Below are 13893 nucleotides of genomic sequence, written 5' to 3'. Positions count from 1 at the left end.
CAACGCCGAACCGCTCCATCGCTTTGTCTTCACACATTACGGACGGAAAACCGCTCCGCGCCTTTCCCGGAATTGATCTAGATGGTGGCTGCGCTGTCGGTGCGAAAACGCACGCCCTCGGCGCGACCGTGCACGCTGCCCCAGTCGTAGAGCGCCTGGAGCGCGGCGGCGAGATCTTCACCGCGCCCGGTCAAGGCGTAGCGCCCCTTGCCGTCGGGCGACGTCTGGAGCGTGACGAAGCCGATCTCGACAAGCTCGGCCAGGCGCTGCGTCAGCATCTTGTCCGAGAGTGAGGGAATCAGCCGGCGCAGGTCGGAATAGCGCATCGGCTGTTCCTTGATGCGCGCCAGGATCACCGTCTTCCATTTGCCCCCGAGCGCGTCGAGCGCGAACTCGACCGGACAGCCGTAGAGTCTTCCGCGTTGGGTCATGCGCCATGGTAGGCAAGGCACGGTGACGACGAAAGCAGAATTTGCCCGGCCATCTGGCCAGGGTCGCGGCTCACGGCCTCGCCGACTACAAAATCCATGGAGGAGAACGAAGACGAGCGTGCGCGACATCAATCCGGTCGATGCGAGACGGCCGAAACGTGTGGCGTCATCGCCTGGCTGTCTCGACCACCACAGGCTGCTGGTCGGCTCTGGTGGAGCGAGCTCCCGCACCCTGGTTCGCCTTCACCGAACGCGGCTATGCGGTCGAGATCTTTTCACCCGGCGACAGCGGTCTTGCATCCGAGATCGCGTCAAGACAGAGGCGGCCTCATCCGAGCAAGCGCTTGCTCAGCCGCGCGCACTGCACGCGAATATCGGGAATGGCGTCGATTTCGAAGAAGGTGCCGCGCGTCAGTGGACCGACGGCGAGGATATTGGCGAATACCGTGCCGTCGCCGGCGATGACCTCGCAGTTCGCGGTCACGTCGAGGCCGAGGCGCAGCGGATCCGGCCGTGCCAGCCCACGCTCGACCAGCGACCGCACCACGCTGTTCGAGGTGGTCGAGATGTCCCTGGCGATGCCTGTGCAATCATAGATGCGGGTGACGTCGAACCTTTCGAGCTGCTGCGTGTGGCGCGACTGGACCTGTAGGCTGAAGCCGTCGCCGGCGGCGATCTCAACGACGCGGCCGGCGACAAGGCGGATGCGGCCCGCTTGCACCGCCTCGGCAACGCGGGCGTAGACTTCCGGCGCCATGCGATGGCGGTGGATGTCCCACCAGGCCTTGGTGTGCTCGACGAAGCGGCGCTTGGCCGAGGACGGCCAGTTCTGCCAGATCTTCTGGTTGAAGGGTCTCAGACCGTCGACGACGTCGCGCCAGTCGATGCCGGCCTTCTGGTTTTCCCGGATCAGGTCGCGGAACCAGCCGACGAAATAGGAAAGCTGGGTGCCGAGCGGAATGTCGGCAACGTCGAGCTTGATCGGATTGCCCTTGCGATGCGGCGAAGGCAGCAGGCCGCGCCGCGACACCGCGACGATCGCGCCGCGGTGGCCGCGCTGCTCGAGCGACAGGAAGGCATCGACCATGCTCAAGCCGGTGCCCAGCACCAGGACTCGGGCTTCGGGGTCGAGCGCAGTGTCCGCCTCGGATCCCATCCTGATCGCATGCCCCTGCCCCGCCCCCGGCTCTTCGTCGTGGCCGGTGGCGAGCACGGCAAGATGCGCAACCACGCTGGTGCCGTTGGCCAGCGCCACTTCGACGCCTGACGCGGTCGGCGAGATCGACAGGCTCTCCTCGCGGATCAAGCGCAGCCGGCCCGTCTGCTGCTCACGCGCCTCGAGCTCGTCGAGCAACTCCTTGAGATAGCGGGCGTAGACGCTGCGCGGCGCATAGACCGGCGCCTGTTCCGGCGTTGCCAGGCCGCGTTCAAGCAGCCAGCGCGAGAAATTGCCGGGATCGTCGGCATAGGCGCTCATGCCCGACGCGCTGACATTCAGCACATGCGCCGACAGCAGCGTTGAATAGGCCATGCCTTGCCCAAAATGCGGGCGTTTTTCGATCAGGCTGACACGTAGATCGGGATTGGGCGACTTCAGCAGATGAGCGGCAAGCACGACACCGCTGGCGCCGCCGCCGACAATGATGATCGAACTTGGCGTAGCGCGCCCGGTCATGCGCACACCAGCTGTCCTGGCGATCGTCGCCGGCTCAGGAGAGATTGGTTCAGGCCTGGATTTTCAACGCCGCCGAAAAATCCTCGTCGCCGGCGATGTCGCGCATTTCCGCGAGGCTGCGCTGATCCAGCACCTCGGCGATGGCCTGCCGGACCTCCAGCATCAGGTGTCGGACTTGGCATGTCGCCTCGTTGCAGTCTTCGCAGCGCTGATACTGGGTGCGGCTGGCGCAAGGAATGGGGGCAAGCGGCCCGTCGAGCACGCGCACGACGTGGCCGACCTTGATCTCGTCCGCTGGGCGTGCCAGCCGGTAGCCGCCTTCCTTGCCCTTGCGGCTCTGAACGAAACCGGCATTGCGCAATTCGCCAAGGATGGCATCGAGGAACTTCTTCGGAATATTGTTTCCTGTGGCGATGTCGTTGACGAAGGCGAGCTGTCCAACCGGCAGGCGCGCCAGATGGACGAGCGCCTTGAGGCCGTATTTACCTTTTTTCGTGAGCATAACCCGCACGTTTCTCTGTCATGCGATGGCGCAAGGCCACCGGTTGCGAAACGCCTGGCGTGCCTCCCCGCCGCGTCCAAGCTGTCACTACAGATAAATTCTAGTGACATGATATACAAGCCGAGAAACGTTGATTTTGCTTCGTTTTCACGCCGCAATGGCCATTTTGGCCGGGGCTTGTGCTCTTGCGAGCACAGGAGCCACCGCGAATGACACACCGGCAAACTGGCCGGCGGCAGGAATGTCCCGATCGGCGAGAATACCAACAGCAGCTTCTGCCCCTGAATTTGAAGGCCAAAGCATGCCGCGCGCGGCAACAAGGAGGGTGGCGTCGCTCATCGTCCTCTCCAATCCTTCAATGTCGATAAGGATACTAGACTTAACCGCGAACACAGGGAACTTGTTTCCAATTTCTTGGCTATCCACAGTATGGATTTGCCGATGCAGGGGCGAAAACGGGAAAATCCTTGTTGCGCGCAAGGACGACGTGGAAGAGGTTCCCGGGCAAGGACGATGGTTCTCACCCGAGCCGTCACCCAGAAGCGCGCGAACTGCCATAGCCAGATGACTTTTTCTAACAAGACCGCACCGATTGGAAGGATTTAACTCTACAAGAACGATAGAGTTAGATGACTATGAAACGCAATCCGGGTTTTCCTCGTTTCCAAGGAGCGTTTCATGTCCACCATTTCGCGACGTATCGTTCTCTTGTCCTCGGCGGCCTTGGCTGGCGCCGCCTTTCTCGGCCAAGCCGATGCGCAGGACCTCAAGATCACTATCGGCTACCAGACGGTCGTCGAGCCCTCGAAGGTGCCGCAGGCCGACGGCGCCTATGAGAGCGCGACCAAGGCGGCAATCGACTGGCGGAAATTCGATTCCGGCGCCGACGTGATCGCCGCCATCGCTTCCGGATCGGTCGACATTGGCTATGTCGGTTCGAGCCCGCTGGCGGCGGCGGCGAGCCGCGAGCTTCCAATCCAGACAATCTTCATTGTCGGGCTGATCGGCGAATCCGAGGCCCTTGTCGCCCGCAACGGCGCCGGCATCGAGAAGGCCGCCGACCTTGCCGGCAGGAAGGTGGCGGTGCCCTTCGTTTCGACGACGCATTACAGCCTGCTTGCCGCGCTGAAGCATGAGGGTGTCGACCCGAAGTCGATCGATATTCTCAATTTGCGGCCACCGGAGATCGCGGCGGCATGGGCGCGCGGCGACATCGACGCCGCCTATGTCTGGGATCCGGCACTCGGCCAGATCAAGACTTCGGGCAAGGTCGTGCTGGATTCCTCGCAGGTCGCCGCCTGGGGCGCGCCGACCTTCGACGCCTGGATCGTGCGCACCGATTTCGCCGAAAGGAACCCGGAAGCGGTGCGCGACTTCGTCAAGGTGACGGGCGCGGCCTATGCCGAGTTCCTGGCCAAGCCGGACGCCTGGTCGGTGACGTCGCCGCAAGCGGCGAAGATCGCCACGATCACCGGGGCCAAGCTGGAGGACGTGCCGCAACTATTGAGGGGCTATTTCTTCCCGACGCTCGAGGAGCAAGCCTCGGACAAGTTCCTCGGTGGCGGCACGGTCAAAGCGGTCGAGGCGACATCGGCCTTCCTCAAGGAGCAGGGCAAGATCGACGCCGTGCTGCCGGATTATTCGGAATACGTATCGTCGAAATATGTCAGCGAAGCGCTTGCCTCGAACTGACGCCAACGCGCGCGGTTCTCCTTCCCTGACGCCGCGTGCTCCCTGCCCCGAACCGCTTGCGAGGAGCGGCTTCGGGGCAGACAGATTCGGGATATCGGCGAGGTTCCCATGACGCATCTCGTGCTCGACAAGGTCTCGGTCCACTATGACGGTCAGCCGGCGCCGGCGGTCGAAAATGTGTCGATTGAGATCGCCAAGGATGACTTCGTTGTCCTGGTCGGCCGCTCCGGCTGCGGCAAGACCTCGTTGCTCAACGTCGCTGCGGGCCTGGTCGAGCCTGTGCGCGGACGCGCCACGATTGGCGGCCGGCCGATCACGGCGCCAGGCTCTGACCGCGCCGTCGTGTTCCAGAACGACGCGCTGTTTCCGTGGCTGACCGCGCGGGAAAATGTCGCCTTTGCGCTCAGGCTGCGCGGTGTCAGGGCCGCGGAACGGGCGCGGACTGCCGACGACCTTCTGGCGCTGGTGAAACTCGACGGCGCCGGCGACAAGCGCATCTGGGAGCTTTCCGGCGGCATGCGCCAGCGGGTCGGCCTGGCCCGGGCGCTGGCGGCCGAGGCGCAATTCCTGCTGCTCGACGAGCCGCTGGGCGCGCTCGATGCGCTGACACGCGAACGCATGCAGACAACGCTGCTCGATCTGTGGACGGCGAGCCAGGTCGGCGTGCTGATGGTCACGCACGGCATCGAGGAAGCCCTGGTGCTGGCAACCCGTATCATTGTGCTCGCTCCCGGCCCTGGCCGGGTGGTGTGGAGCTTCGAGACCGGCTTCAGCCGGCGCTATGCAGCCGGCGAGGCCATTCGCAGCATCAAGGCCGATCCCGCCTTCGCCGCAGCGCGCGGCGAGCTGACCGACGCGATCTTCGAAGGGGAGGCAGCATGACCGTTACCTCCTATACCGAGCGGCCGCAGCGCAAGGTCGACGACGGAGCCGACGCGCTGTCGGTGCCATGGTCGCGGCCGCGGCCGAGACGCAGCCGCGTTTCGGCCCGCGTGGTTAGCGCGATCACCATTCTGATGATGCTGGCGGCGTGGACGGCATCGGCCCGCCTGCAATTGGTGTCGCCGGTTTTCCTGCCGTCGCCTGTGGCAGTCTGGAACAAATTTGTCGTCGTCGCCCGTGACGGCTTTGTCGACGCAACGCTGCTCCAGCATATCGCCGCCAGCCTGTGGCGGGTGTTTGCGGCGCTGGTCGCGGCCGTTTTCGTCGGCGTTCCCATCGGGCTGGCTATCGGCATCAGCACGATCGGGCGCGGCATCTTCGATCCGCTGCTCGAATTCCTGCGGCCGATCCCGCCGCTCGCCTATCTGCCGCTGATCATTATCTGGTTCGGCATTGGCGAGCCGTCCAAGATCCTGGTGATTGCCATTGCCATGCTGGCGCCGGTTGCGCTGTCGACGGCATCGGGTGTTCGCGGCGTCTCGCAGGAGCGCATCAATGCAGCGCGCTCGCTTGGCGCCACGCAGCGCCAGGTGATCAGGCACGTCATCCTGCCCAGCGCGCTGCCCTCGATCCTGACCGGGCTGCGCATCGCGCTCGGCGCCGGCTGGTCGACGCTGGTCGCCGCCGAGCTGGTGGCCGCGACGCGCGGGCTTGGATTCATGATCCAGTCCGCTGCCCAGTTCCTCGTCACCGACGTGGTGGTGATGGGCATACTGGTGATCGCTGCCATTGCCTTCGTGCTCGAATTCATCATCCGCAGGATCGAGCGGGTTCTCGTCCCGTGGGCGGGGCGGGAGTAACCGGACCGGAGACGTGACGATGCCCCATTCCACCGCTGTACTGTTTGCGCATTTCGGCCATTGGCTCCGCCTGATCAAGGCCGGAGACAAACAGCCGCCTGACGGCGAACGCAAAACGCCGACGCCGGTCCAGCTGGATGCCGAGCGCAACCGCCTGCCGCCGCGCGACGAAAGTTTCTACTGGGGCTGGCAGTACTGGTCGCGGTGAGCGGCCGCCACGGGTCCGCTGTGTGCTGCTCCGGCGGGCGCCTGAGCATGGACGCCTGCTCAACCGCGCGAACGGTTTGCCCAGGCCAGACCGACCAGGCCGACCAGCGCGGTCACGATGCCGGCATAAGCCATTGCGACTGGCCGGTCATGAAGCTGCCCTGGACCCAACCGATGCCTTGCAATGACCACAGCACGCCGATGGCGAGCACAATCAAGGCCAGCAGATTTTTGATCAATCTCATCGCTAGAACTCCCTTCCAAGTCGATCATCAGCCGCATTCCGGCCGAAATGGAACAGCTAAAAGAAGCAGCCCAATTACGCCAACTTCTACTTAGATGCTAACCTCTGATCCTGCGCAAGACATGCGGAGATCGGTGAAAAGATCATCAAGGAAGCTGTGCCGCGCTGCGGGAAATCTCTGACAAATTGTTTCGCGTCGACTCCAAACGTGTAACATTGCCATGGAACCGACAGATCATTGCCGCATTTGCTGCCTCATTCGTCCCTAACCGCTGCGGGTCTGTCAACGGAGCCAGTCCCCAACACATGAACAAAAGCAACCAGACCGCGCTTGTCGCGGCCACGATCGCGGCTGGCCTGATGGTCGGCGCATCCACTGCCAGCGCCGCCGCTCAGTGCGGCCGTGCGTCCTGGTACTCACTGCATTCCAGAACCGCTTCCGGCGAACGCATGAACCCGTCGGCGCTGACTGCCGCGCATCGCAGCCTGCCGTTCGGCACCAAGCTGAAGGTGACCAATCGCAACAATGGCCGCAGTGTCGTCGTGCGCATCAACGACCGCGGCCCGTTCATCAAGGGGCGGATGCTCGATCTGTCGAAGGGCGCCGCCAGTCAGCTTGGCTTCATCAGCTCGGGTCACACCGCTGTCTGCATGGCACGGATCTAACGGCCGCCACGGCCGGACACCGCCTCCGACGCTCGTCCCCAATAGCCGTGCTGCCTGCCTGGCCTTCGCAGGTGCACATTGAGCCGGCTGTTGCCGTTCCAGGCGGATTCTCAACGCCTTGGACGAAAGAACGAGCCTAAATCACGCAAGTTGACGTATTGCATCGCAGCAGATTGTTGCTAACTTCCCCGCAAGGCATTCAAGGCTCGGCGCTGCTCGTCGGCCCTTCGATCGCAGTCGGCAGCGGGGTTCTCGATGTTCTACCAGCTCTACGAACTGAACCACGCCGCCTTGCAGCCGGCGCGCCTCTATGCCGATGCGGTGCGCCTGTTCTACTCCAATCCGCTCAACCCGGTCTCACACACGTCCTGGGGTCGCTCGGTTGCGGCAACGGCCGAACTGTTCGAGCGCACGACGCGCCGCTACGGCAAGCCGCAATTCGGCCTGACCAAGACCGTGGTCGACTGGAAAACCGTCGAGGTCAGCGAACATACCGTCTGGTCGCGGCCGTTCTGCAACCTGGTCCGTTTCGAGCGGGCGGTTCCTGCTGGGCGCCGACCGGATCCGAAACTGTTGATCGTCGCGCCGATGTCTGGCCACTACGCGACGCTGCTGCGCGGCACGGTTGAGGCGATGCTGCCCTATGCCGACGTGCATATCACCGACTGGGTCGACGCCCGCATGGTGCCGCTGGCCGACGGCAGCTTCGATCTTGACGACTATATCGACTACATCGTCGACATGCTGCATGCGCTGGGTCCCGACACCCATGTGATGGCGGTGTGCCAGCCTTCGGTGCCGGTGCTGGCGGCGGCGGCACTGATGGAAGCCAAGGGTGATCCGTTCGTGCCCTCGACGATGACGCTGATGGGCGGGCCGATCGACACGCGCCGCAATCCGACGGCGGTCAATCTGCTGGCGCAGGAAAAGGGCATCGACTGGTTCCGCGGCAACGTCATCATGCGCGCGCCCTGGCCGGTGCCGGGCTTCGGCCGCGAGGTCTATCCCGGCTTCCTGCAGCTTTCGGGGTTCATGAGCATGAACCTCGACCGCCACATCATCGCCCACAAGGACTTCTTCATGCATCTGGTGAAGCATGACGGCGACAATGCCGAGAAGCACCGCGAGTTCTACGACGAATATCTGGCGGTGATGGATCTGACGGCGGAATTCTACCTGCAGACCGTCGACACCGTGTTTGTCCGCCAGGCCTTGCCCAAGGGCACGATGACGCATCGCGGCGTGGCGGTCGACCCTTCGGCGATCCGCAATGTCGCCCTGTTCACGGTCGAGGGCGAGAACGACGACATCTCCGGCCTCGGCCAGACCAAGGCTGCGCACGACCTGTGCATCAACATCCCGGCCGACAGGCACGCCCATTACATGCAGCCGGCGGTCGGCCATTATGGTGTGTTCAACGGCTCGCGCTTCCGCTCCGAAATCGTGCCGCGCATCGTCGACTTCATTACCAGCTACGGCCGTCAGAACCGTGTTGCGGTCAAGCCCAAGCTGGTCAGGACCGGCAAGAAATAGGCGACCAGTGATGATGCCCGTCAATCCGCATCAGGTCGGTCAATGCCAAAATCATCGGTTGGCGGGGCCGTGCGGCCGGTCGACCTGTTGCACAATAGTCGCGTTGGCGCCACGCGGGTAACCATGCCGCAAAAATCAATCCATCCTCATAATTGACACGGACTGTAAATACCCCTTAACGTTTCGTTAACAACAAGGGACAAGCGGGGACAATGATTTCCTCACCAATGGCGAGAACGCTGCGCCTGTGTGCGCTGGCCGGACTTACTGTGGCGGCAGGTTGGGCCGGTTCGGCCTCGGCAGCCAGCCCGATGATAACAGGTGGCCCGACCTCGCAGCCGATCGGCCATTATGATTTCTGCAAGAGCTACGCGTCCGAATGTTCGATCCGCCCGAAGGATCTGTCGCCCGCCAGCCTGACCGGCTCGCTGTGGCGCAAGCTGCTCAGCGTCACGACAAGGGTCAACGCCGCCGTCAAGCCGGAGAGCGACTTCGACATCTACGGCAAGGACGAGGTCTGGGCCTATCCCGACAAGGGCGTCGGCGATTGCGAGGACTATGTCCTGGAAAAGCGCCGTGAGCTGAACCGGCTGGGCGTCTCGTTTTCCGATCTGCTGATGACCGTCGTGCGCAAGCCGGATGGCGAAGGCCACGCGGTGCTGACGGTGCGCACCGACAAGGGCGACTACATCCTCGACAATCTGACCGACCAGGTCCGTTCCTGGGACCAGACCGGCTATCGTTTCCTCAAGCGGCAGGCGATCGACAATACCGGCCGCTGGGTGTCGATCCGCGGCGGCCAGCAGGTGCTGGTCGGCTCTGTCCAGTAACAAGGCAGCTCATTTCGGTCGTGCCAGTGCGGCGCGGAGCGACGCAATGATGCGGCGAAGCTCGGCTTCGTCAAGCTTTTCGATGTTGTCGGCCAGAAGGTTGGCAAGCTCGGTCGCCGCCGGGCTAAGGCCCGACGTGTCGAGCTTGACACGCGGATGCGAGGTTTCGGCCAGCCGCGCCAGTTCCTCGGCGTCGTCCCAGATGATGTTGAAATAGCCGATGATCTTCTGGATCAGCGTCCAGCTCGGCGCACCGCGGCGGCCGTGTTCCAGCGCCGAGAGATAGGCTGCGCTGACGCCGATCGCCTTGGCCATGTCCTTCTGGCTGACGCCGCGCTCGTTTCGCAGCACGCGAAGCTTTTCGCCGAATGGGGTCACAAGCGCACCTTCATGGGTGCATCCTCATAGGTGCGTCCCTCATCGGCGTTTCCTCATGAGCGCGCCCGCCGCAAGCGGATATAGAGCGCACCCGAGCCGCCATGTTTGCGGGCGGCATGGTCGTGGCTGGAGACGAGGGGCCGGAAGGCGGGTGTCGACAGCCATGACGGCACGGCGCGCCGCAAGACGCCATCGCCGCCCGACGAAGAGCCCTTGCCGGTGATCACGAGGACGTAGCGGATGCCGCCGGCATGCGCCCGGTGCAGAAAGGAAAACAGCAGCGAATAGGCTTCGTCCTGCGTCAGGCCATGCAGGTCGACGCGGCCCTCGATCGGCAGCCGGCCCTTCGACAGCTTGTCCAGCGTCGGTTCGTCGAGTGCGTGGGAGACATGCTGCGCCTTCGGCTTTGCGGCCGTGGCAGCATTGCCCGCGACCTGTGCCGGCGGCGGCGCCTGCCTGGTCTCGTCGATCTCCGGCCCGACGTGCGGAATTTCGACGGCGGTTCTGCCCTTCAGCGGTTTTGCCGTGTGCGCCACCAGGTTCCACAGCACCCGGTCGTCCTCGCTCAGCCTATCGATGCGCCGGGTCATCGGCCTGCTCCTGAAACCAGCGGCCGGGGGACCAGCGCATAGAAATCTGCGGCGTTGCGGATAACGCCGGCGATCTCGCCGGCAGCATCGCCCGACCCGGCAAACAGATCGCCGCGGGCCGGCCCGGTGATCGCCGAGCCGGTGTCCTGCGCGATCATCAGCCGCCGGAACGGTTTTCCGTCGAAAGCGGTCAGCGACGGCGCATCGATATGGAAGGGCGTGCCGAACGTATGCAGCAGCCGGTCGACGGCGATCGAGCGGCCGGGTGTCAGCGCCACCTTGGCGGCAGCGATCGGGCCGAGCTCTGGGTCGTCGACGCCCATCTCGCGGAAGAAGATGTAGGAGCGGTTGCGCCAAAGGATCTCGTCGACGCGTTCCGGATGCGCCTTGAACCAGGCACGGATCGACTGCATCGTCACTTTCTCCCGCGGGATCTCGCCTTCCTCGCTCAAGATCTTGCCCGGTCCGGTAAAGCGCTGGCCGGATTTGGCGGCATAGGTGATGCGGCGAAGCCTGCCGTCGGTCATCTTGAGGCGTGCCGCGCCCTGCACGTGAATGAAGAAGGCGTCGACCTTGTCGGCGAGCCAGGCGATTTCCAGCCTTTTTCCGGCAAGCGCGCCGCGTTCGATCTCGCCGCGGTCGAAATATTCGACCGGGCCGTTCGGCGCCGCACGAGCAAAGGCGAGATAAGGATCCAAGGCTGAAGGACGATTGCCGTCGTCGATGTCGACTAGGTCGGCCGGGCGCGCCAGCAACGGCACCGAAAACCGTTGCGTGCGTACCGGCGAGGCTTCGACCTCCGGCTCATAAAAGCCGGTGACCAGGCCGGGACCACCATCTTCGGCATCGATACGGGCCGGAACGAAATGGCGCTCGAAAAAGCTTCGAGCCTGCGACCGATTCGCCGGCGAAACGGTGCGCGCTTCGGCATAGGCGTCGGCAAAGCCATTGTAGTCGACGCCGAGCGCGCCGGAGCGGTAGGGTTTGCTCAGGATATGAAAGGCCGAGCGGCGAAAGGCGTCAAAGGCAGCAAGATGGTCGTCCTCACCCCAGCCCGGCAATTCGCCAAAGGATTTTTCGCTGAAGGCTCGAGAAAGCGACACGACAGCCTCCGCCGCCGTCCAGTTCAGTCTTCTTCTTCGGTGGCGACGAGCTTCCAGTTCGGATCGCGCGAGCGCGTGTCGCGGGCGAAGGTCCAGACGTCCTTGACCTCGGCGACGGTCTCGGGATCGCCGTCGATGACGGCGCCGGCCTTGTCGCGGGTCGCCGAAATCAGTTCGCTGACAATGCGCAGCGTGATGTGGGCCTCGCTGCCCTTCATCTCGGCCGAAACGATGTCGGCCTTGTCGATGCCGACGAAGGAGGACTGGATCTTTTCGGCTTTCGCCTCACGGTCGCCGATGGCCGAGACGAAGCCGTCATAGACCTCGCGCGACAAAAGGTTCTTCAAGGTTTTGCGGTCGCCATCGGCGTAGGCCATGACGATCATCTCATAAGCCATCTTGGCGCCGTCGACGAAGGTCTTCGGGTCGAAGGTCGGATCATTGTCCTTGATCGCCCGCAGGCCCCGGTTGAGATCGGTGTCGGGCTTGGCAAAGGCATCGATCGCCACATAGGTGTCGGCCGCCGGCTCTCCTGTCAGGCGCTTGCGCGGCAGCGAAACCACGTTCTCGGGTTTCTGGGCGGCATCCTTGTCGTTTTTGCGCGCTGCCGTATATGGATCGAAGGGCGGGCGCTCGTTGCCCGTGCGTCGGCCAAGCACGTTGCGCAGCTGGAAGAAGATCACCACCGCCGCAATCAGAAAGAAAATCGTGCCGAAGTCGAAGAAGCCCATATCTTGCGCCAATCAATCCCTGCTTTGGCCGGACCAGCGGCCAAGCAAGGGCCGCGATCACATAGCGTTCGGTATCCAAAGCATATAGAACGCATGGCGCAATCATTCAAATCAAAGGCAGCCATACCTATCTAACAGCTCTGGTGCCAGCGGCGATTGCTCGCCGGCCGGCAAAACATCGAAACGATCGGTCAAGATTTGCGTATCTCGCTGTTTCCCCTGTTCATTCTCGCGCTTCCGCTGCTGGAGATAGCCGGTTTCGTCATTGTCGGCCGCCAGATCGGCGCGCTGGCGACGGTCGGGCTGGTGCTGGCCTCGAGCATTGCCGGCGCCTTGCTCCTTCGACACCAGGGTTTTGGCGTGATGGCCAGGATCCGTGCCGAAATGGATGCTGGGCGTGATCCGAGCGGCCAGCTTGCGCATGGCGCCATGATCGTGCTGGCCGCGATCCTTTTGATCATCCCCGGCTTCATCTCGGATATTTTCGGCCTTCTGCTGTTCCTGCCGCCGGTGCGCGATCTTGCCTGGCGGATGCTGAAAGGCCGCATCGTGCTGGCCACCGATTTCAGCGGTGGTTTGCGGGCAAGGCAACGCGGCAAGACCATCGATCTCGACGACGGAGACTATTCGCGGGCCGACGACCATACGCGCGGACCGGGTTCTCCCTGGCGCCGCCTCAAGGACGAGTAGCTGCAAGGCAACCGGTGTCTTTTGCAAACTTGTCTTGTCGGGCCGGCCATGATAGCGAACGCCCGAATTTCAATCCGGTCAGCAACGCTGCCCAGGCAAAAGGACCACAGCTTATGGCCAGCAACGACGACGCGCCGACCGGCGCAGCCAACGGTAATGGAAATGCGGCGCAGCCTTCGCTCAACGTGCTTGCGCAATATGTGAAGGACCTGTCCTTCGAAAGCCCCGGCGCACCGAACTCGTTGCGCGGCCGCGACAAGGCTCCGGGCATCGCCATCAATGTCAACGTCAACGCCAACCCGCTTTCGGACAAGCAGTTCGACGTCAATTTGACGCTGAACGCAAAAGCGTCGTTCGACCAGGAAGTGCTGTTCAACGTCGAGCTGGTCTATGGCGGCGTCTTCTCCATCAGCGGCTTCCCACAGGAGCACATGCTGCCGATCCTGTTCATCGAATGCCCGCGGCTGCTGTTCCCGTTCGCCCGGCAGATCATTGCCGAGGCAACACGCAACGGCGGCTTCCCGCCGCTGATGCTAGACCCGATCGATTTCGCGCAGATGTTCCAGCAGAAGCTGGCCGAGGACCAGGCTGCCGCCGCCAAGGTCAAGGTGAGCTGAGGCTGGTTGGCTCGCAGCGTTTGAAAACCCGGCGCGAAGCCGGGTTTTTTGTTTGAGACGCCGGCGGGGCAGTACCCCCCTCTGGCCTGCCGGCCATCTCCCCCTCAAGGGGGGAGATCGGACTTCACGTCAGCCTTCGCCAATCTTTCATCGCCGCAGGGATAGTGTGCTGAAGGTTCTGCAAAAAGTTTTGGAGAGAGAACGGAGCTTGCTCTGAGGGGCGAGCGGCCATGGCACGGTGGTGACGTTGCGATCACCGATT

General features: G+C 63.4%; 18 protein-coding genes. 9 read left to right on the top strand and 9 right to left on the bottom strand.

Features of this window, described 5'->3' with window-relative positions; genetic code table 11:
- Positions 1-77 precede the first annotated feature (77 nt).
- From NKI08_RS18600 to NKI08_RS18585, 4 genes are all read right to left on the bottom strand, one after another.
- Positions 78-431 carry a winged helix-turn-helix transcriptional regulator gene (locus tag NKI08_RS18600; RefSeq protein WP_352771345.1) on the bottom strand — a complete coding sequence of 118 codons (354 nt, stop codon included), beginning with the start codon at positions 429-431 and terminating at the stop codon, positions 78-80.
- Between the two features lie 328 nt (positions 432-759).
- Positions 760-2106 carry an FAD/NAD(P)-binding protein gene (locus tag NKI08_RS18595; protein WP_352473976.1) on the bottom strand — a complete coding sequence of 449 codons (1347 nt, stop codon included), beginning with the start codon at positions 2104-2106 and terminating at the stop codon, positions 760-762.
- Positions 2107-2155: 49 nt separating this feature from the next.
- Positions 2156-2608, bottom strand: coding sequence for an RrF2 family transcriptional regulator (locus tag NKI08_RS18590; RefSeq protein ID WP_023675902.1), 453 nt, complete (start codon positions 2606-2608; stop codon positions 2156-2158).
- A gap of 147 nt (positions 2609-2755) precedes the next feature.
- Positions 2756-2947, bottom strand: coding sequence for a hypothetical protein (locus tag NKI08_RS18585; RefSeq protein ID WP_352458582.1), 192 nt, complete (start codon positions 2945-2947; stop codon positions 2756-2758).
- Between the two features lie 339 nt (positions 2948-3286).
- Between NKI08_RS18585 and tauA the strand changes: the two genes are divergently transcribed.
- The 4 genes from tauA to NKI08_RS18565 all read left to right on the top strand — a co-directional run bounded on the left by tauA (position 3287) and on the right by NKI08_RS18565 (position 6250).
- Positions 3287-4300 (top strand): taurine ABC transporter substrate-binding protein, encoded by a 1014-nt coding sequence (gene tauA, locus NKI08_RS18580; protein ID WP_352771342.1) that lies wholly within the window; start codon positions 3287-3289, stop codon positions 4298-4300.
- Positions 4301-4408: 108 nt separating this feature from the next.
- The gene (locus NKI08_RS18575; RefSeq protein ID WP_352771340.1) at positions 4409-5182 is read left to right on the top strand and encodes a taurine ABC transporter ATP-binding protein; all 774 of its coding nucleotides are present in this window, start codon (positions 4409-4411) and stop codon (positions 5180-5182) included.
- Positions 5179-6042, top strand: a complete 864-nt coding sequence (locus tag NKI08_RS18570) for an ABC transporter permease subunit (RefSeq protein WP_352473980.1) — start codon at positions 5179-5181, stop codon at positions 6040-6042. The genes NKI08_RS18575 and NKI08_RS18570 overlap by 4 nt, the downstream gene beginning before the upstream one ends.
- A 19-nt stretch (positions 6043-6061) precedes the next feature.
- A complete protein-coding gene (locus tag NKI08_RS18565; protein WP_352453651.1) occupies positions 6062-6250 on the top strand; it encodes a hypothetical protein in 189 nt (62 codons plus the stop codon).
- 112 nt (positions 6251-6362) lie between these two features.
- Here the strand turns inward: NKI08_RS18565 and NKI08_RS18560 are convergent, their stop codons facing one another.
- On the bottom strand, positions 6363-6494 hold the full coding sequence (locus tag NKI08_RS18560; RefSeq protein WP_352771338.1) for a hypothetical protein: 132 nt from the start codon (positions 6492-6494) through the stop codon (positions 6363-6365).
- Positions 6495-6799: 305 nt separating this feature from the next.
- Between NKI08_RS18560 and NKI08_RS18555 the strand changes: the two genes are divergently transcribed.
- The 3 genes from NKI08_RS18555 to NKI08_RS18545 all read left to right on the top strand — a co-directional run bounded on the left by NKI08_RS18555 (position 6800) and on the right by NKI08_RS18545 (position 9522).
- The gene (locus NKI08_RS18555) at positions 6800-7159 is read left to right on the top strand and encodes a septal ring lytic transglycosylase RlpA family protein (protein ID WP_352771483.1); all 360 of its coding nucleotides are present in this window, start codon (positions 6800-6802) and stop codon (positions 7157-7159) included.
- A 255-nt stretch (positions 7160-7414) separates the two neighbouring features.
- Positions 7415-8692 (top strand): polyhydroxyalkanoate depolymerase, encoded by a 1278-nt coding sequence (locus tag NKI08_RS18550; protein WP_352771336.1) that lies wholly within the window; start codon positions 7415-7417, stop codon positions 8690-8692.
- Positions 8693-8904: 212 nt separating this feature from the next.
- Positions 8905-9522 carry a transglutaminase-like cysteine peptidase gene (locus NKI08_RS18545; RefSeq protein WP_352473987.1) on the top strand — a complete coding sequence of 206 codons (618 nt, stop codon included), beginning with the start codon at positions 8905-8907 and terminating at the stop codon, positions 9520-9522.
- Between the two features lie 9 nt (positions 9523-9531).
- On the opposite strand, the gene NKI08_RS18540 is transcribed toward NKI08_RS18545, so the two are convergent.
- The 4 genes from NKI08_RS18540 to NKI08_RS18525 are packed head-to-tail and all read right to left on the bottom strand — an operon-like array spanning position 9532 to position 12324.
- The gene (locus NKI08_RS18540; protein ID WP_352473989.1) at positions 9532-9900 is read right to left on the bottom strand and encodes a helix-turn-helix domain-containing protein; all 369 of its coding nucleotides are present in this window, start codon (positions 9898-9900) and stop codon (positions 9532-9534) included.
- Positions 9901-9953: 53 nt separating this feature from the next.
- Positions 9954-10490, bottom strand: a complete 537-nt coding sequence (locus NKI08_RS18535; RefSeq protein WP_352473990.1) for a Smr/MutS family protein — start codon at positions 10488-10490, stop codon at positions 9954-9956.
- Positions 10487-11593, bottom strand: coding sequence for a murein transglycosylase A (gene mltA / locus NKI08_RS18530; protein ID WP_352771333.1), 1107 nt, complete (start codon positions 11591-11593; stop codon positions 10487-10489). The genes NKI08_RS18535 and mltA overlap by 4 nt, the downstream gene beginning before the upstream one ends.
- Before the next feature lie 23 nt (positions 11594-11616).
- Positions 11617-12324 (bottom strand): Tim44/TimA family putative adaptor protein, encoded by a 708-nt coding sequence (locus NKI08_RS18525; protein ID WP_352771331.1) that lies wholly within the window; start codon positions 12322-12324, stop codon positions 11617-11619.
- 198 nt (positions 12325-12522) lie between these two features.
- Between NKI08_RS18525 and NKI08_RS18520 the strand changes: the two genes are divergently transcribed.
- Both NKI08_RS18520 and secB read left to right on the top strand, forming a co-directional pair.
- The gene (locus tag NKI08_RS18520; protein WP_352771329.1) at positions 12523-13014 is read left to right on the top strand and encodes an FxsA family protein; all 492 of its coding nucleotides are present in this window, start codon (positions 12523-12525) and stop codon (positions 13012-13014) included.
- Positions 13015-13127: 113 nt separating this feature from the next.
- Positions 13128-13631, top strand: a complete 504-nt coding sequence (gene secB / locus NKI08_RS18515; protein WP_352453643.1) for a protein-export chaperone SecB — start codon at positions 13128-13130, stop codon at positions 13629-13631.
- Positions 13632-13893 lie beyond the last annotated feature (262 nt).

It is taken from the genome of Mesorhizobium sp. M0768, from assembly GCF_040320195.1.
Lineage (GTDB): Bacteria > Pseudomonadota > Alphaproteobacteria > Rhizobiales > Rhizobiaceae > Mesorhizobium.
The sequence above is the reverse complement of the archived record's forward strand: the minus strand, read 5'-3'. Positions and strand labels throughout refer to the sequence as shown.